Genomic DNA, 17,454 nt, shown 5'->3' on the forward strand with positions numbered 1-17,454 from the left:
CCTCTCAAGATACAGATGGCTTGTAAAGCCTAAAATATTCTTTCGCCTAAAATAAAAGTAAATGACTGGATTAAATATACACTCGGAATTTCGAGGCGTAAATTTGCCGAATTTCCGAAAGCTTACTGGGAATTGAGCTTTATTGAAGATTTGGTATTCGCTTTCAAAACCTTCTCAAAATAAGACATGCCAAAGAAGCGTCACATATTTATTTTTTTTAAAGGCTGTTTTTGCAAAACATTGTTGCTGTACCAAGGTAGTGCGTGGTTGATTTCCGCTACAGTTGCTCGCTTTCCGCGGGGCGGGCGATGAGCATACCAAGCGTCAATATGTTGGCACATCATGATGGCATATATCCGTATGTACCACATTTTTGTGGACCGATGCCTCCCAGATTCCAAGTGATAATCTATTATTTCCCTTTTGTTTGAACGTTCTACGGATGTACGGCGGTTATAAATGAGCTGCCACTTTTCAACCCTGAGTCGATATCAGGTTGGGAATACTTGCGCGAGTGGTTACATTTCGCTAGTCCTTGGGCACTGCAATCACAAATTCGCTTGCTTCTGGGGTATCTAGTCGTTTCAATAGGTGTACCGTCTCCGGAACACCTATTGCGTCCAAATCTCCCAGTAAGCCTAACTTTGCCGAAGTTTTCAAAAAAATTGCTTGGAACAATTCAAACAATCGGTCCCTTGGCAGTTCCTTTTTCTTGGAGACATACCGAAAAAAACGATCGATTAACTTTCTTATCATTCCCGGAGTTGAGGGGGATGCTTTTTCTCCCTTTTTAGGCTTCTTCTTTTTCTTTTTTGGGGTTTTGGTTTGATATAGGGTTTTTATATTGGCATCTTCCCTTTCCCAGAGACGGTGAAAGAAGTCGTAGAAAGTCCCTATACCGGGAACATCTCTAGGTTTAAAGTCACTCATGATGGCATAGAAAGGCACCCGGTGTAATTCATCCACCCATTCTGTGATACTAAGGGTTGGTTTAGCTAAGAGAAGCAGAAGGTAGGAACGAATCATGGAAGCCGGGTCTCAAGGCTCAGGGCCTCTATTCGAATAAGAACTTTGGAGCCACGACGTAAGATACGATAGGTCTGTAATCCATAGCTTGTAAATAATAGGCCAATCATTATTTACAATGGTGAGCACATTTTCAGAGTAATGCTTTTTTAATTGGTCCAAGACAAAATTTTGATAATCTTCATGTGGAACGACAGTAGGTTTCAAATTGTGGTGTTTCTAAAAAGTCAAGTATTTTCGACGGAAATAGCAACGAAATTTCTCTGTATAAGTAACAAACTAAGCCTTTCACAATCGTATGAAAAGGAAAAGATTTGAGAACAAGGTATGAACAGTCGCCCTACTATGAGCAAAAGAATATCTCAGTTGATTGGAGTGGAAGGCGGCGACTCCTGGGGGATCTGCGTGACAGGTGAGACCCCGCAAGGCGCGAAGCGACTTAGGAGGCTCACCGCACGCCCCCCGGAACGCGTCCGCCTGGAACGGAAATCAACGGTGTCAGGCGGACGCGTTGTATGTAGATTATTTATCTCACTCAAGACAGAATGTGCAATTCTACTAATAAAAAGTGAACTATCCCCCTATAAAAGTAGGAGGAGACATAAAAAATAGTACAAGAAAACCTTGTACTATCTGACTCGGTGAATGCCGAGAGTTTATTTAATAGATAGGAGGAGGTTTAATATGATTGGAATTATTGATTATGGTGCCGGAAATTTACATAGTGTTGAAAAGGCTGTAAAAAAACTAGGTTTTAACACAAAAATTATTCATACACCGGATGAATTAAAAGGGATGAAGAAAATCATCTTTCCAGGGGTTGGCAATGCGGGCATGTCCATGCAAATCATACAAGAAAAAGGTTTGGATAAAGAAATAATACATTGTATTCAAGCAGGAACACCTATTCTTGGCATTTGTTTAGGAATGCAGTTATTAATGGAGTATAGCAAAGAAAATATTACAGATTGCTTATCTATTTTCGAAGGTGGGGTTCTTCCTTTTAATCAAGAAGTGAAGGCCCCGCATATGGGGTGGAACAACGTTCATCAAAAAATGAAACATGCTTTGTTTCATGGTATTCCAGACAATTCAGATTTTTATTTTGTTCATTCCTACTTCGTTGTTCCAAAACAAGAAAGAGATGTTATTGGTATAACGGAATACGGTCAAGACTTTTGTTCGGTTATAGCGAGAGATAACGTAATAGGGGTACAATTTCATCCTGAAAAAAGTGCGGAAGCTGGACTTGTACTGTTGCAAAACTTTTGCGGAAATATTTAAGGAGGCACATTTACCATGCTGAAAAAGCGAATCATCCCGGCAATTGATGTTGCAAATAATAAAGCAGTTAAATATGTACAATTTCGTGACCCTACCGTAATTGGTGATCCTGCGGAAATGGGGCAGAAATACGCTGATCAAGGCGCTGATGAAATCCTTTATCTAGATACCACTGCATCATTGCATAAAAACGAAGTAAATTACGATTGGATTCGACGGGTAGCCGAGAAATTATATATTCCTTTTTCTGTCGTAGGCGGCATTCGGACAATCGATGACTTTAAAAGTGTTCTTAGAGCTGGGGCAGATAAGGTTGGAGTGAATACGGCAGCAGTAAACAGACCAGCTTTAATAAGTGAGGCCGCAGAAATATTTGGTAAACAATGCGTAGTATTGGCGCTTGATGCAAAACCAATAAGAAATAAGGATAACGAAATTATACGATGGGAAGTGTATACGCATTCAGCACATAGTAGTACAGGGCTTGATGCAATAGAATGGGCGCTGCGTGCGGAGGAATTAGGTGCTGGTGAAATAGTGTGTACCAGTATTGATAGGGATGGTATGAAGAGTGGATATGATACATGTTTATTAAAAAAACTCACGGATGCTGTTAATATACCTGTCATCGCATCTGGAGGAGCAGGTAGTCTACCACATATTTTAGAAGCATTTACAGTCGGAAAAGCTGATGCAGGATTAATTGCTTCCCTACTTCATTATCAGGAGTACACCATTGAGGATATAAAGAAATATCTATCAGAACATGATATGCCCATTCGTTATTCAGTGGGAAAGAGCGGTGAAAATTAGAATACGGGCCATATTAAGCTAATGATTTAAAAACTTAATAACTGTGTATCATTGCTTTAGGGTTAGAAATCTTTCTCCAAATCCTGCTAGTTCTTCCATACTTTCTAGAAACTCTGTAATGCTCTTATTAAAACGTAGGCTGTCATTTAAATCTGCATTGTCACTCAGGTTTATGATCCACCCGTAATTTTTAACTCGGAAGGGAAAAAACAGGTTCATATCAAAAAGGGAAAGACAATTTAATTTTGAATGAAAAAGGCGAGAGCTATGTATAAGCTATCCAGATTATGTTATAGCTGGCTTGATGAAATTGAAAATCAAAAACATATTAACGAACAATTTACCGTTGTTTCTGAATCAGGATAAAAATAAAAGAATGTTATGATTGAATATAGGGGATAGATGCGTGATTATTAGGATCTGTAGCTGAGTTATTTACTAAAGAAAAGACGACATAAAACTTAACAAAAAATAAGCAAAAGCACTCATTTAGTTTGTGACTATTTGAGTACTTTTATTTATCAGTTTACCGAAAGAAGATAGCCTAATCAATAACTAGTGGTTGCAATAGTGTTCTTGGAAATCCCCTGCTTCAAACAAACCGTAAGGTCGTTAAGTTGCTAGAGGTGTCTTCATCAAGTTTAGCTTTCGAATATATTGACCCATACCTTTTGCATATGTTAATTTAAGTATGATAAAGAGAAAAGTGGACTTGATGCTACAATAATCGGAAATTTCAAATGTCTAAAACGGACAAAGGCAGAATAGTTTAATAGAAGTTCATTAGTTTGTTTAACGAAATTACTACATAATTGGCGGATGATCCATATTATAATGAAGATAAGTAAGGAGTTCTCTACAATATTAGTCAGGTCCGTAAATGTTTATTAAGAAAAAGTGAAACCTTTTATGTATAAAATCAGTATATATACTATTAAATAAAAATAAATGGAGGATATTATGAGTATTTTAACTAGATTTAAAGATATTATGGCAAGTAATATTAATGCATTATTGGACAAAGCTGAGAATCCTGAGAAGATGATTGATCAATACATGAGGAACTTAAATAGTGATTTAGGTAAGGTGAAGGCTGAAACAGCTTCTGTTATGGCTGAAGAACAAAGATCGAAAAGAGCGTTAAATGAATGTATGTCTGACATTGAAAAAATGCAGAATTATGCAATCAAGGCACTGGAATCGGAAAACGAAGAGGATGCTAGAAAGTTTTTGGAGAAAAAGTCGGCACTAGTAGCGAAAGAATCTGAATTACAACAGGCTTATAGTTTGGCAGCATCTAATGCGCTTCGAATGAAAGAAATGCATGATAAACTTGTTTCTGATATTGGTGAGTTGGAAGCGCGTAGAACGATGATCAAAGGTAAGATGGCGATCGCAAAAACACAAGAGAGATTGAATAAGATGGGTTCATCTATCTCGGGTGCCAATCAATCGATGTCGGCATTTGGAAGAATCGAAGAAAAGGTAAACAAAGCACTAGATGAGGCCAATGCAATGGCCGAGTTGAATACGAATCCAAAAGATGACATAAAGGATTTAATGACAAAATATGATAGTAATACTGGTGTAGATGAGGAGCTAGCTGCATTAAAGGAAAAGTTAAACAATAAAGAATAACAAGTCAAAGATACCTACTAGTAAAGCTGTAGCTAAAGCTACAGCTTTACTAGTAGGTAGGGGGAAATGTGTTATCAAGAGAGGTGAAAAGAAGATGATCATACAATATAAATGCCCTAACTGCGGAGATGATATGGATTTCGATAGTGAAACTGGTATGCTCTCTTGCCATAGTTGCGGTAGAAATGAAAACATAGAAGAATTTTCAGAAGATCTTATTCAGGCTACTTTTTCAGAAGAAGAGGCGAATGAATATCATTGTGAAAATTGTGGTGCTGTGCTCATTACGGAAGCGGAAACAACGGCAACTACTTGTAGCTTCTGTGGAGCTGCAGTGGTTATAGGAGATCGACTTTCGGGGATTTTAGCCCCTGCAAAGGTTATTCCTTTTACAATTAGTAAGGAAGAAGCAAAAAAGGCTTTTCAGACCTGGTGTAAGAATGGCCTACTGACACCAAAGGGGTTTATGACAGCTGATCGCATAAAAGGGATAACTGGGATGTATGTTCCTTTTTGGTTGTATGACTTAAATAGTAAGGTCAAGGTTGATGCCCAAGGTACCAAAGTGAAAACATACACAAGAGGCGAATATATTTATACAGAAACAAAATATTTTGATGTATATCGCGATATTAATCTAGATTATGTAAAAGTACCAGTTGATGCATCCGAAAAAATGAATGATGAAATAATGGATAAATTGGAACCATATCACTACGATCAATTAAAAATATTTAAAACCCCGTATTTAGCGGGATATATTGCGGAAAAATATAATTATACAGATGCAGATCTTTTGCCCCGTGCAAAAACAAAAATACAGAACTTCATAGAAACCTATATTAGTTCTACGATTTCAGGTTATTCCTCTGTTAATTACAAGCATAAACAAATAAATACGAAGAAAAAACATGCTTCATACGTCCTTCTGCCAGTATGGATGGTTTATTATGATTTTGATAAAACGGAACATACATTTGCGATGAATGGGCAAACAGGTAAAGTGATTGGGAAACCTCCAATTAGTTACTCGAAAGTTGCTATGTGGTTTAGCGGTATTGCTGGTACGTCATTTATTACACTAAAATTAATCTCCATGATTTTAGGAGGTGGTTTTTGGTGAAAACTAAAATATGTGTAAGAATGGGGTTATTCCTTATAGCCATCCTTCTGATTATTCCAGTTATCGCTAATAATACATTAGCCGCTAATGAGACGAAGCAGCATATTTATGATTCTGCGAATCTGTTAAATCAAGACGAGATTGAGAATCTGGAAGAAATGGCTAATAAATATAGTGCAAAGAGAAAAACAGACTTCATTATATTAACTACTAATGATACGGAAGGAAAAGATATCGTTCCGTATATGCAAGATTTTTATGATGAAAACGCGCCAGGATATGATAAACCTCATGGAAATACTGTAATCTTAACGATTGATATGCAACATAAAGATGTGGAAGTAGCTGGATTTTATAAGGGTGAAAAATACTTGGATAATGAGAGGGCTACACTAGTCCGAGAAAAAATCACTCCAGATTTATCAAATGAAAACTATGAACAAGCATTTCAAACTTTTATCACAACATCCTATAATTATATGGGCATCAAACCAGGGATAAGTCCAGATAATATATTATTTAATATCTGGTTTCAAATCATTGCTTCACTTGCGCTTGCTGGGATGATTGTCGGTGTGATGGTTTATAACTCAGGCGGGAAGAAAACAATTAACGAAAAGACTTATCGAGATATTAATAGTTCAAAAGTTCTTCAAAGAAAAGATACCTACATAAGGACATCCACTTCAAAACGTAAAAAGCCATCAAATAATAGCAGTAGTGGAGGCGGACGAAGCGGTGGTGGAGTGACAGGGGGAGGCCACTCCCATAGTGGTAGTAGGGGAAGTTTTTAATCGATAGTCAGAAAAAGTGATAAGCAAATACTAGTGGATGTATTCAGAAAGGAAATGATGAAAGATGGGGTTTTTCAAGGGTCAATTTGCTAATGTTGTTGAATGGGAAGAATTTAGAGATGATATGATTTTTTGGAAGTGGAGTAATGAGGAGATTAAAAAAGGAAGTAGACTGATTATTCGCCCCGGTCAAGATGCGATATTTTTAAATAATGGTAAGATCGAAGGGATTTTTGAAGATGATGGGGATTATAATATTGAATCGCAGATTATCCCTTTTTTATCCACGTTAAAAGGTTTTAAGTTTGGTTTTAATAGTGGTATGAGGGTGGAAGTATTATTTGTGAATACGAAGGAGTTTACAGTTAAGTGGGGCACTAAAAATGCGATTAATATTCCAACTTTACAACTTCCCGGTGGGATGCCTATTCGTGCCAATGGTACTTTTAATTTTAAAGTTAATGATTATATTGCACTTATAGATAAAGTGGCAGGAATAAAAAATAGTTATCTTGTCGAGGATATTAAGATTAGGATTACCTCCGTTCTCGACCAGCTCTTGATGAAGTGGATTACTAGAGAAGGAAAAGATATGTTTAATTTACAGGCGAATGCTTTTGATATTGCAAAAGGCATCATGGAAGATCTGGATATGCAAATGATCGATAGTGGAATGACCATCACTGGCTTTAATATAATGAGCTTTAATTATCCAAAAGAAATTCAAGATATGATCACCAAGACCGCTTCCCATGGAATGATTGGTGATGTGAACAGATATCAACAGGTTTCAATGACGGATGGGATCGCTTCCGGTAAAGTCAAAGGTGGTGGAGCTGCTTCAGATATGGCTGGAATGATGATGGGCATGAACGTTGCCAATCAAATGATGAAAAATATCAATCAAAATCAAGATCAAGATGCCCCGGCGCAAGCAAAACCAACACAAAAGAATTCAACCAATGCAGACCACAACATTACTTCTGAAGGAAATCAAAAGCCTAATTTTTGCCCTAACTGTGGAGAAAAAACTGGAGGAGGAAACTTTTGCGGGAATTGTGGCCAAAAACTAGTTTAATAAAAGTTGGTGTAATATGGCCTAACAAACAATTAAACTGCAAATTTTAGGTTTATACAATAAGAATGTCTCCTTTCACCAGACTACTGGTATAAAGGAGACATTTTTATTATGAGTTCACTGATGTAAAAATTTTATATACTCTGTACTTATTTACCTTGTGATGATCTTAGTTGTTTTCTAGCTAAAAAACGTCAGTAAATTATGACATTTAAGATCATAGTAGCTTTTCTATTTATTATTGATAAATAATGTTAGACTTAATTAATATCTTTATTTGTTGAAGGACGTGTTCGTATGGTAGGTCGTAATGATCCGTGTCCGTGTGGGAGCGGGAAAAAATATAAAAAATGTTGTCAATCAGAAAAGGCAATATCAATAGAAGAAGTGCAATCGGAAGAGTTAGAAAGAATGCTACAAACTTTTTACGAGGAGTATCCCGAAAGAAAGGACGTAAGTGAATACTTAAATTTAGTGAAAAAGTGGAATGAACCACTAAAGCAGTATTTAATGGAGGAGATGATTGAATCGATTGTAATGGATGAATTCTTTTTTCATCACAAACCAGAAATTTGGAAGAATTATTTGGAAAAGCAACAAAAGAAGACAATTCGTCCATCTGTAAAAAAAGTATTAACTACGTGGTCAGATCCACGTAGTTTAATTGGTGAAGTCGTAGCGATCGATGCGATTTATATGACTGTGAAAAATATTTTGGAAAATGAAACGATACGATTGAGGCGTGAAAGTGATAAGCCGGTTCCAGTAGGCGTGCATGTATATTGTTTCATTTTACCTGACGGAACATCCAAAGAAAACCATTATTTGGCGGTTTCTAGCTTGATTTTCTTTCCAACTGACCATAAAGCTGTTTTTGAGAAATTCGCAAAACAATTTGAATCTGAAAAACATCAATCGGCTTCTGCGTTTTTAAAAGAAAACGGTATATCTTTTTGGAAGCTACTCGGTGAAGACGGGTATGGTGGAGGAGAATTCACCAATTTTGAAGCAGGAGTTCTAATTGAAGCAATGGATTTTTTAGAGAAAAATAACCGGAATCCTAAAAAGTTACTAGAAATAGTTGAAGATTATTTAGTTGAACAGCAGCCGAATGCACGGAAGGAAGTAGCAATAGCGGCTGGAGCTATTCGGTTCGGTCAAGAGAATTCATTATTTGAACCTCTTGCATTGACTATCAAAGAAATTGCCGACTGGTTCGAAGTTTCCACTGGTTCACTAAATAAATATTACAATGAGTTAAATGTGTATTATAGTAGCAAGACATAAAAAATAATAAATCAAAAAAGCAAAGACCTTTTTTATAAAGAGGAGCTTTGCTTTTTTATGAATTTCAATTAATTTCCAAAAAGATTGACTAGTGCAATATTGCGTCTAATGTTACTTATGAGAAAAATAAAACTAATATTTGATTAGCAGAGCCAAATACAATAGTAAATCAAAAAGCTTAAGTACCTAGCAAAATAACTGCGTATGATCATGAAATGCTTAAGAATTTCAAAAGGTATATTGGTTGAGGAAATCACAAAAGGATTATTATTATATTAGTGATCTTTCTATATAAATATTACGGATTAGAATGGTTAAAATACCTTCTTCCGATCCCGTTCTCCTTTCAAAATTTCTACAGCTTCTCGAAACCTTTGAGAATGAATAATTTCCCGCTCTCTTAGAAAACGAAGACCATCATTTAAATCTACGTCATCACTCATGTTAATAATCCATTGGTAAGTCGCACGTGCTTTTTCCTCTGCTGCGATATCCTCATATAAGTCTGCAATCGGATCTCCTTTTGCTTGGATATACGTCGCTGTCCAAGGGACTCCGGCAGCGTTCTCGTAATATAAAGCATTATCATGATTGGCATAATGCGCACCAAGACCGGCTTCTTTCAGTTGCTCTGGTGTGGCATCTTTGGTCAGTTTATAAACCATAGTTGCGATCATTTCTAAATGTGCAAACTCCTCGGTGCCAATATCCGTAAGTAGTCCAATTACTTTATCGGGTATTGTGTAGCGCTGGTTTAAATAGCGAAGTGCAGCTGCTAGTTCGCCATCAGCTCCTCCGTATTGTTCCATTAAAAATTTTGCAAGCATTGGATTACATTCGCTAACCCTAACAGGATACTGCAGTTTCTTTTCATAAACCCACATGTTAGACCCGCCCTCCTCAATGAAACTAGTTTCTTATACTTGCCACGGCCAAGGGGCATCTTTCCAATCCCAAGGATATTGTGAATAGCTGTAGCCAAAGCTAGTTAATGGTCCAAAGTTCTTTTCAAATTGTTTTTTGATGGCTTTTCGTTGTTGAACGAAAGTGTTGTACTGGTGAACAGCGTCTTGGTCATTTGGGTGCGTGTCTAAATAAAGCGTTAATTCAACAATCACAAAGTCTACTGTTTGTAAATTCTCCAATTCCTTATAATATTCGGGAGGCATCTGTTTCATGTTTAAGACTCCTCTCTTGCCTTTTCATATGGGCTGAAATACGGATCATAAAAAGCTTTCCATAATGTACCTTTACGTAATGCTTCATTTGGAGAAAATTGCGGTAAGTTTGGCGGCTGAAAGCCCATAAATAAATTCGGTGGAGTTGAAAATGTTTTTACCTTTATTGGTGGACACGGGTCAAATGGGCTGATATATGGTTTATAAGTCTGATAGAAATTAGGCATAAAATCTCCCTCCTTAAACACTCATTATTGATTGTATGAATAATGGCTTGCCTGCATTCCAGAAAAGCTTTCATTTTAATCGGTTATGTTTGAATATGGTATGATAAAAGCTAATCTTAACGCGGGGTGGTTGAATGGATTTATTATTTGTTTTAATGATCGGCGTGTTTATTATTCTAGGAATCTATATGTTATGTGAAGCGTTTGCAAATCATATAAAAACAGATAGATTGGGTTTCTCAGAATTCCCAAGAGAATTTGGTGATTTTGCTTTGTTTTTCATATCAGATATTCATCGGAGAAAAATAAATCAAGGAATTGTAGATGACATCAAAGGAAAAGCAGAAATCGTCATTATAGGTGGCGACTTAACAGAAAAAGGGGTTCCTTTTTCTCGTGTAAAAAATAATTTGATTAAATTGAAACAAATTGGACCTGTTTATTTTGTTTGGGGAAATAATGATTACAAAGTAGATACCGATCGCTTAGTTGCACTTTTACAAGAGTGTGGAGTAATAATTTTAAGAAATGAAACATTATTACTTCGAAAAAATAACAAACAACTTGCATTGATGGGAGTAGACGATCTCACGAATGCCCCTGAACCAATGGAAGATTTATTGCAAGGTAGAGAAAATGATGATTTTCGCATATTGGTCTCTCATAATCCTGAAATTATTGATGAATTAATAAACGAACATAATATATCACTTGTTTTAAGCGGTCATACACACGGGGGACAAATTCGCTTTTTTGGTTACGGGCCATACGAACTAGGGGGAATAAGAATGATAAAAGGAATGACTACTTTTATCAGTAATGGTTATGGTACTAGACTTTTACCACTAAGGTTTAGCGCAAAATCGGAAACACATCTGATTACGATCGGATATAGTGATACTCAGATTTGATGAACAGACTCAATTTATGAACCATCCACATTGCGCTTCATAATATAAATATAAGAGCAGCATTCAGGGGGCGGTTTCATGAAACTTGAGCGGATATCACCAAATCAAATTAGATACTCCATTACATTTGACGAGTTGACAGTAAAGGGATTTATCCAAGAAGATATGATGAAGGATTCTTTTATATGGGATGAACTATTTGATGAAATGCTAATTGAAGCTAGTAAAATATTTGAATTAGAGGAATGTGAAGCAGTAGCTATAGAAATTTTTTCTCTTACTTCGAAAGAACTTGTTTTGATATTAACAATAGATGAAGAGGAATTAGCTGATCCAAAGATTATTAAAAAAATCGATGAGGTTATATTTGAAAAAGAGGAAATTGGTTTTATGTTTGATGATATTGAGGATTGTATTTCCTTAGCCAAAGCTGCTATTCAATTGCAGCCCGAACATTTAGAAAGCTGGTTATATGCAATGAACAGCTTTTATTACTTAATAATCAAAGTGGATACGATATCCCATGTTGGAATGGAAAGCTTATGTCAGGAATTCGGCGCGAGCACATCTATTACTCCAGCTGTTTTAAGCGAATATGGAAAATTAATTATTGAAAAATCGGCGATTTTAACAATCAATAAATATTTTTAAATCAATATCGTTGCACTCCATTTTGAAATCTCCTATCATATAAATAGGAGATTTTTTCTAACTAATATCCGATTCGCTTTTCTATAAATTATGTATAGTAAAGATGTGCCATGTTCGTACCAGCCAATTTAACTTGTACGATATTTGTGCGAAACCTTGTGATCGGCAAGATAGGAGCGTTTCAATTTTGCAAATGGAAGATTGTATTATCGTTGGTGGTGGTCCCTGTGGTCTTGCAGCGGCCATTGCGCTAAAAGAAATTGGTAAAAACCCACTTATTATTGAAAAGGGGAATATTGTAAATGCCATTTACAATTATCCAACCCATCAGACTTTTTTTAGCTCCAGTGAGAAGCTGGCAATTGGAAATGTCCCTTTTATTACAGTGGAAAGAAAACCATATAGAAATCAAGCATTGACATATTATCGGGAAGTAGCAAAAAGTCAGGATTTGCGCATAAACCGCTTTGAAACGGTGGAGCATATTGAGAAACAAAAAGATGACTCATTTAAAGTGATTACAAATAAAGGTCAATATCAATCAACATATATCATTATTGCTACAGGATATTATGATCATCCGAATATGATGGAGATCCCGGGGGAAAAACTTGCAAAGGTTTTTCATTATTTTAAAGAAGGTCATCCATATTTTGATACTGATGTTGCTGTAATTGGTGGTAAAAACTCTGCTGTGGATGCTGCTTTGGAACTCCATAAAGCTGGAGCGCGAGTTACTTGTTTATACAGGGGAAAAGATTATTCACCGAGTGTAAAACCTTGGATCATTCCTGAGTTTATCGCACTTGTAAAAAGTGGAGAAATAAAAATGGAATTTAATGCTTCTGTAATCGAAATTACTGACAACACAATTAAATATGATAATGAATTAGAAGAAAAAGAAATAGTGAATGATTTTGTGTTTGCCATGGTAGGTTATCATCCAGATCACACATTTTTGCAAGATATGGGTGTCGAAATTGAACATGAAACAGGAAAGCCCGTTTTTGATCCAACTACATTGGAAACGAATGTTGCACATTTATTTATAGCAGGCGTTATTGCAGCTGGAAATGACGCAAATGAAATCTTTATCGAAAATGGACGCTTTCATGGTGGTCAAATTTCCAAAGCAATTCAATTGAATGAAGCCTAAACATATCCTAGCCGGCAATGGCTAGGATATGTTTCGTTCACATACATTCTTTTTGGAAAATCGAATTATATACTTTGCGTTTTTTACAAGAAGGTTTTAAATATAGCTGACTAAATATTAATAAAACCTTTCACAAATAGAGCATGTTAAATTATTCTTTTCCATGGTACGATATAAGAAACAGAAAGAAATGAGGGCTGTTTATGCTGTTCATTTTATCAGCAGGTATCGCCCCAGGATTAGCCCTGCTAAGTTATTTTTATTTGAAGGATCAATATGAGCAAGAACCAATTAAAACTGTGTTTAAAATATTTATATTTGGTGTGGTATTAACCTTTCCAATCATGTTTATTCAATATGTGATGGACACGGAAGGTCTTATAATAAATAATATTCTCCATTCTTTTGTATCAGCTTCATTATTGGAAGAGTTTTTTAAATGGTTTATTTTATTTTTAGCCGTGTATCAACATGCTGATTTTGATGAGCCTTTTGATGGTATTGTATATGGAGCAAGTATCTCATTGGGATTTGCTACTGTTGAGAATATTCTCTTTTTGCTCGCGAATGGGGTTGGGTTTGCCTTTGGCAGAGCAATGTTCCCCGTATCTAGCCACGCTCTATTTGGTGTAATTATGGGATATTATCTAGGTAAAGCAAAGTTTAATATCGGTGGTAAAAGAAAACGTTGGCTATTTTATTCTTTTTTATTGCCTTTTTTATTACATGGTTTTTATGATTATATCCTTTTAGCTGAAGGGAAATGGATGTATTATTTGCTTCCATTCATGTTTTTCCTATGGTGGCTCGGTTTAAAAAAGGTAAAACATGCACATATATTGACGAAAAAGCATTATATCGGATCTGGCCGCGAAAACGCAGATATTATTTGATAAGGGAAAAAGTTAGTTATTTGGATTTTTTTATTGAAAGCTATAGTTAATTAGCTATATTATATTATCTCTAATTTCGAAAACAAATAATGGCGGATAATACCCGCATAAAGGCGCACCATTCTAAATCAAAGAATGGTGCGCTTTTATGATGAATAAAAAATCTAATTATTTCAGACACTATCTTCATGAAATATTTTCTTGGAGGTTTAATAAAATGAAGTCTGGCAGAATGATTAAACTTATGTCTATTTTATTGATATGTGCCATGACGTTATCTACGCATCATGTACATGAGACTCAAGCGTTTACAAATCAGGTCATTCAAAAAGGCGCTGTTGGTGACGATGTAATCGAATTACAGGCCCGCCTTCAATATTTAGGCTTTTATACTGGAAAAATCGATGGTGTATTTGGATGGGGCACGTATTGGGCATTACGAAACTTCCAAAATGACTTTGGGCTTCCTATCGATGGTTTGGCAGGAGAAAAAACGAAAGCGAAATTAACAAAAGCATCTAAATACGATAAGCAATATGTACAAGGACAATTGAAAAAAGGAAAGTCATTTACTCATTATGGCGGGGGAGATTCACCAAATCAGCCAAACAAAAATGGGGCAAAAGAAGATCAGATACAATCCCAAAATAAAGGAACAAATACTCCTGCAGGCTTCTCACAAAACGATATCCAGTTAATGGCGAACGCTGTATATGGAGAAGCTAGAGGAGAACCGTATGAAGGACAAGTAGCAGTTGCTGCGGTCATACTAAATCGTGTGAATAGCTCATCCTTTCCTAATACCGTCTCAGGTGTCATATTTGAGCCGCGTGCTTTCACAGCTGTCGCAGATGGTCAAATTTGGCTTACACCCAATGAAAGAGCAAAAGAAGCCGTATTAGATGCTATAAATGGCTGGGATCCATCTACAAGTGCCTTGTATTATTTCAATCCAGATACCGCCACAAGCGCATGGATATGGACAAGACCACAAATAAAAAAAATCGGCAAACATATTTTTTGTAAATAACGGAGGTGAGCAATAATGATAAGGAATATATTGATTGTCTTATTGGCGATTGGTGTCGCTGGAACTGCATTCTGGGGATATCAGGAGCATCAAGAAAAAAATGCGATATTAATTAATGCTGAGAATACTTACCAACGTGCATTTCATAATTTAACATATCAAATGGATGATCTTCACGACAAAATAGGTTCCACATTAGCGATGAATTCTAAAAAGTCTCTTTCACCGACATTGGTTGATGTTTGGAGAATTACATCAGAAGCTCGTGCGGAAGTAGGACAGCTCCCACTTACACTAATTCCATTTAATAAAACGGAAGAATTTTTAGCGAACATCGGTAATTTTAGTTACCGAACCGCTGTGCGAGATCTTGACAATAACCCTTTATCAAAAGAAGAATATGCTACGTTAAATAAATTATATAGCCAAAGCAATGACATCAGAAAGGAATTGCGAAATGTACAACATCTTGTGCTAAAGAATAATTTGCGGTGGATGGATGTGGAGATGGCATTGGCGGCTGGTAAGGAAAGTGCAGATAATACAATCATGGATGGTTTTAAAACAGTTGAGAAACAAGTAGAAGGATATGGAGATGAAAATCTACAAGATCCTACATTGGTTTCTTTTAAGCAAAAAGATGAAAACTATGATCACTTAACTGGGAAAGCCATTACAAAGGATGATGCTGTAAAACGCGCCAAGCAATATTCAGGCTTATCTGGAATTAAGGATACAGTTATTTCAGAAAACGGCAAAGGGGCCAAATATGGATTTTACAGTGTTAATCTTGATGATGGCAAAGGAAATAGTGCCAGCTTCGATATTACCAAAAAAGGTGGCTATCCAATCTGGTTTATTAATCACCGCGAAATAGGTGAACAAAAGATTAGTTTAAATGAAGCAGTAGTAAACGCAGAAAAGTTTTTAAGTGATAATGAATATGAAAACTTGGAGTTATCTGAAAGTCTACAATACAATACAATTGGTTTGTTTACATTTACATCTGTTCAAGACGGAATTAAGATTTATCCGGAATCGATAAAAATTAAAGTTGCACTTGATAATGGACAGGTTATTGGATTTGCAGCTGATGACTATTTAAAGAGCACGAAGAAACGAGAAATAAAGAAACCGGCTTTATCCGTCACTGATGCACAAGGATTTATTAATTCAAATGTAAAGATAATGGAGGATAGCCAGGCGATTATAGTCAATGAACTTGGTGAAGAAGTATTATGTTTTGAATTTATTGGGACGTTGAATCAGGATACGTACCGCATTTATATCAATGCCGAAAATGGCATGGAAGAAAAGGTTGAAAAATTACAAAATGCCGAGTCAGTTTATGAGGATGTCGTATAAGTAGTGCAAAAGATACGGATTGACGAAAAAGTCGATCCGTATCTTTTTGCGCGCTTGGCTTTATTCTTTTTTAAGTATGAAAGTAAGAATTCTTATTATTTGTTTAAGCAATAATTGATAAACCTAGCTTAACTTTTAAATACACTGGCAGAAAAGTATAAAAAATGCGATAATATAGGGAAATATTACTATTACTATAGGAAGTGGATTCATTGATAAAAGTAGGTATGGAAGTTATTCTTGAAATGCATAGCCAAAACAATATAGAAAAGTTTAAGTCTAAAATTGCCGATTTTAATAACGATGTAATATTTATTCAATATCCAGTTAGTTTAACTACCAATAGAACGACATTTTTATCTACCGGCACGTCTTTGTATGTAAACTTCGTCGATGGAAATTCTGATGCATACATTTTTGAATCCCATGTGATTGGTAGAATGAAAGCTTCGATCCCGATGATATCACTTCACTATCCTTTGGCGGAAAAAATAAAAAGAATCCAACGAAGAGAATTTGTCAGGATTGAAACTTCAGTAGATATAGCTTGTCATTTTCCATTAAGTGAAGCTAGGTTTGCAACAATATCTGATGATTTCAGTGCCGGTGGCTGTGCGGTTGTTATTCCAAAACATGTATATTTAGATGAAGGAGAGGTGGGAATTGCGACCGTCGTTCTACCAATGCAAAATAAAGAATTTCATTATTTGGATTTAGATTGCAAAGTTACTCGGGTACATCAAAAAAACAATATAACACTAGCGTCTTTACAATTCATGAACAGTGATAAATATGAGCAACAATTAATTCGCTTTAGTTTTGAGAAACAACTAGAAAGACGTAAGAAGGAAATGGGAATTTGACATTCGATAATAATCATATTTTTTTCTTAAAATTTATGTGATGAGTGTGTTAATATTAAGTTACAAATATTTATATTTAGTGTTCAAAAGGATGAAAAAAGGGCCAAGGCCGGCTAAGATCGCCAAGTATTGTTGCA

General features: G+C 35.8%; 18 protein-coding genes and 1 pseudogene. 15 read left to right on the plus strand and 4 right to left on the minus strand.

Going from position 1 to position 17,454, the window contains the following annotated elements; genetic code table 11:
* Positions 1-528 precede the first annotated feature (528 nt).
* Positions 529-1,026: a hypothetical protein gene (locus MHB53_RS00680; RefSeq protein WP_340915016.1), complete on the minus strand. Its 498-nt coding sequence runs from the start codon at positions 1,024-1,026 to the stop codon at positions 529-531.
* 684 nt (positions 1,027-1,710) lie between these two features.
* Here MHB53_RS00680 and hisH point away from each other — a divergent pair.
* The 8 genes and pseudogenes from hisH to MHB53_RS00720 all read left to right on the plus strand — a co-directional run bounded on the left by hisH (position 1,711) and on the right by MHB53_RS00720 (position 9,043).
* Complete coding sequence (gene hisH / locus MHB53_RS00685) at positions 1,711-2,310, plus strand: imidazole glycerol phosphate synthase subunit HisH (protein WP_340915018.1); 600 nt, start codon at positions 1,711-1,713, stop codon at positions 2,308-2,310.
* Positions 2,311-2,325: 15 nt separating this feature from the next.
* Positions 2,326-3,123, plus strand: a complete 798-nt coding sequence (gene hisF / locus MHB53_RS00690) for an imidazole glycerol phosphate synthase subunit HisF (protein ID WP_340915020.1) — start codon at positions 2,326-2,328, stop codon at positions 3,121-3,123.
* Positions 3,124-3,326: 203 nt separating this feature from the next.
* Positions 3,327-3,489: pseudogene (locus MHB53_RS00695) on the plus strand (NAD(P)-dependent oxidoreductase); the annotation flags it as partial.
* Positions 3,490-4,083: 594 nt separating this feature from the next.
* On the plus strand, positions 4,084-4,761 hold the full coding sequence (locus tag MHB53_RS00700; protein ID WP_340915022.1) for a PspA/IM30 family protein: 678 nt from the start codon (positions 4,084-4,086) through the stop codon (positions 4,759-4,761).
* Positions 4,762-4,855: 94 nt separating this feature from the next.
* The gene (locus MHB53_RS00705; protein WP_340915024.1) at positions 4,856-5,884 is read left to right on the plus strand and encodes a TFIIB-type zinc ribbon-containing protein; all 1,029 of its coding nucleotides are present in this window, start codon (positions 4,856-4,858) and stop codon (positions 5,882-5,884) included.
* The gene (locus tag MHB53_RS00710; protein WP_445661384.1) at positions 5,878-6,678 is read left to right on the plus strand and encodes a TPM domain-containing protein; all 801 of its coding nucleotides are present in this window, start codon (positions 5,878-5,880) and stop codon (positions 6,676-6,678) included. The genes MHB53_RS00705 and MHB53_RS00710 overlap by 7 nt, the downstream gene beginning before the upstream one ends.
* A 64-nt stretch (positions 6,679-6,742) precedes the next feature.
* Positions 6,743-7,756, plus strand: a complete 1,014-nt coding sequence (locus tag MHB53_RS00715) for an SPFH domain-containing protein (protein ID WP_340915027.1) — start codon at positions 6,743-6,745, stop codon at positions 7,754-7,756.
* 297 nt (positions 7,757-8,053) lie between these two features.
* The gene (locus tag MHB53_RS00720) at positions 8,054-9,043 is read left to right on the plus strand and encodes a YecA family protein (protein WP_340915028.1); all 990 of its coding nucleotides are present in this window, start codon (positions 8,054-8,056) and stop codon (positions 9,041-9,043) included.
* A gap of 314 nt (positions 9,044-9,357) precedes the next feature.
* Here MHB53_RS00720 and MHB53_RS00725 read toward each other — a convergent pair whose 3' ends face one another.
* The 3 genes from MHB53_RS00725 to MHB53_RS00735 are packed head-to-tail and all read right to left on the minus strand — an operon-like array spanning position 9,358 to position 10,448.
* The gene (locus tag MHB53_RS00725) at positions 9,358-9,927 is read right to left on the minus strand and encodes a manganese catalase family protein (RefSeq protein ID WP_340915029.1); all 570 of its coding nucleotides are present in this window, start codon (positions 9,925-9,927) and stop codon (positions 9,358-9,360) included.
* A gap of 33 nt (positions 9,928-9,960) precedes the next feature.
* Positions 9,961-10,221: a spore coat protein CotJB gene (locus tag MHB53_RS00730; protein WP_340915031.1), complete on the minus strand. Its 261-nt coding sequence runs from the start codon at positions 10,219-10,221 to the stop codon at positions 9,961-9,963.
* A gap of 2 nt (positions 10,222-10,223) precedes the next feature.
* A complete protein-coding gene (locus tag MHB53_RS00735; RefSeq protein ID WP_340915033.1) occupies positions 10,224-10,448 on the minus strand; it encodes a spore coat associated protein CotJA in 225 nt (74 codons plus the stop codon).
* A 134-nt stretch (positions 10,449-10,582) separates the two neighbouring features.
* Here MHB53_RS00735 and MHB53_RS00740 point away from each other — a divergent pair, with 134 nt between their 5' ends.
* From MHB53_RS00740 to MHB53_RS00770, 7 genes are all read left to right on the plus strand, one after another.
* Complete coding sequence (locus tag MHB53_RS00740; RefSeq protein WP_340915034.1) at positions 10,583-11,359, plus strand: metallophosphoesterase; 777 nt, start codon at positions 10,583-10,585, stop codon at positions 11,357-11,359.
* Between the two features lie 78 nt (positions 11,360-11,437).
* Complete coding sequence (locus MHB53_RS00745; protein WP_340915036.1) at positions 11,438-12,010, plus strand: adaptor protein MecA; 573 nt, start codon at positions 11,438-11,440, stop codon at positions 12,008-12,010.
* Positions 12,011-12,197: 187 nt separating this feature from the next.
* On the plus strand, positions 12,198-13,166 hold the full coding sequence (locus tag MHB53_RS00750; protein ID WP_340915038.1) for a YpdA family putative bacillithiol disulfide reductase: 969 nt from the start codon (positions 12,198-12,200) through the stop codon (positions 13,164-13,166).
* A 203-nt stretch (positions 13,167-13,369) separates the two neighbouring features.
* Positions 13,370-14,059, plus strand: coding sequence for a glutamic-type intramembrane protease PrsW (prsW, locus tag MHB53_RS00755; RefSeq protein WP_340915039.1), 690 nt, complete (start codon positions 13,370-13,372; stop codon positions 14,057-14,059).
* Between the two features lie 244 nt (positions 14,060-14,303).
* On the plus strand, positions 14,304-15,089 hold the full coding sequence (gene sleB, locus MHB53_RS00760) for a spore cortex-lytic enzyme (protein WP_340924379.1): 786 nt from the start codon (positions 14,304-14,306) through the stop codon (positions 15,087-15,089).
* 15 nt (positions 15,090-15,104) lie between these two features.
* Positions 15,105-16,454, plus strand: coding sequence for a germination protein YpeB (gene ypeB / locus MHB53_RS00765; protein ID WP_340915040.1), 1,350 nt, complete (start codon positions 15,105-15,107; stop codon positions 16,452-16,454).
* 212 nt (positions 16,455-16,666) lie between these two features.
* A complete protein-coding gene (locus MHB53_RS00770) occupies positions 16,667-17,317 on the plus strand; it encodes a flagellar brake protein (RefSeq protein WP_340915042.1) in 651 nt (216 codons plus the stop codon).
* The last annotated feature ends 137 nt before the right edge of the window (positions 17,318-17,454 follow it).

This window comes from Bacillus sp. FSL K6-3431 (assembly GCF_038002605.1).
Taxonomy (GTDB): Bacteria; Bacillota; Bacilli; order Bacillales; family Bacillaceae_C; genus Lederbergia.

Excerpts from the sequence above, each read along its gene's own strand:
- MHB53_RS00680 (WP_340915016.1), bottom strand. The coding sequence starts at position 1,026 with ATGATTCGTTCCTACCTTCTGCTTCTCTTAGCTAAACCAACCCTTAGT.
- hisH (WP_340915018.1), top strand. The coding sequence starts at position 1,711 with ATGATTGGAATTATTGATTATGGTGCCGGAAATTTACATAGTGTTGAA.
- hisF (WP_340915020.1), top strand. The coding sequence starts at position 2,326 with ATGCTGAAAAAGCGAATCATCCCGGCAATTGATGTTGCAAATAATAAA.
- MHB53_RS00700 (WP_340915022.1), top strand. The coding sequence starts at position 4,084 with ATGAGTATTTTAACTAGATTTAAAGATATTATGGCAAGTAATATTAAT.
- MHB53_RS00705 (WP_340915024.1), top strand. The coding sequence starts at position 4,856 with ATGATCATACAATATAAATGCCCTAACTGCGGAGATGATATGGATTTC.
- MHB53_RS00715 (WP_340915027.1), top strand. The coding sequence starts at position 6,743 with ATGGGGTTTTTCAAGGGTCAATTTGCTAATGTTGTTGAATGGGAAGAA.
- MHB53_RS00720 (WP_340915028.1), top strand. The coding sequence starts at position 8,054 with ATGGTAGGTCGTAATGATCCGTGTCCGTGTGGGAGCGGGAAAAAATAT.
- MHB53_RS00725 (WP_340915029.1), bottom strand. The coding sequence starts at position 9,927 with ATGTGGGTTTATGAAAAGAAACTGCAGTATCCTGTTAGGGTTAGCGAA.
- MHB53_RS00730 (WP_340915031.1), bottom strand. The coding sequence starts at position 10,221 with ATGAAACAGATGCCTCCCGAATATTATAAGGAATTGGAGAATTTACAA.
- MHB53_RS00735 (WP_340915033.1), bottom strand. The coding sequence starts at position 10,448 with ATGCCTAATTTCTATCAGACTTATAAACCATATATCAGCCCATTTGAC.
- MHB53_RS00740 (WP_340915034.1), top strand. The coding sequence starts at position 10,583 with ATGGATTTATTATTTGTTTTAATGATCGGCGTGTTTATTATTCTAGGA.
- MHB53_RS00745 (WP_340915036.1), top strand. The coding sequence starts at position 11,438 with ATGAAACTTGAGCGGATATCACCAAATCAAATTAGATACTCCATTACA.
- prsW (WP_340915039.1), top strand. The coding sequence starts at position 13,370 with ATGCTGTTCATTTTATCAGCAGGTATCGCCCCAGGATTAGCCCTGCTA.
- sleB (WP_340924379.1), top strand. The coding sequence starts at position 14,304 with ATGTCTATTTTATTGATATGTGCCATGACGTTATCTACGCATCATGTA.
- ypeB (WP_340915040.1), top strand. The coding sequence starts at position 15,105 with ATGATAAGGAATATATTGATTGTCTTATTGGCGATTGGTGTCGCTGGA.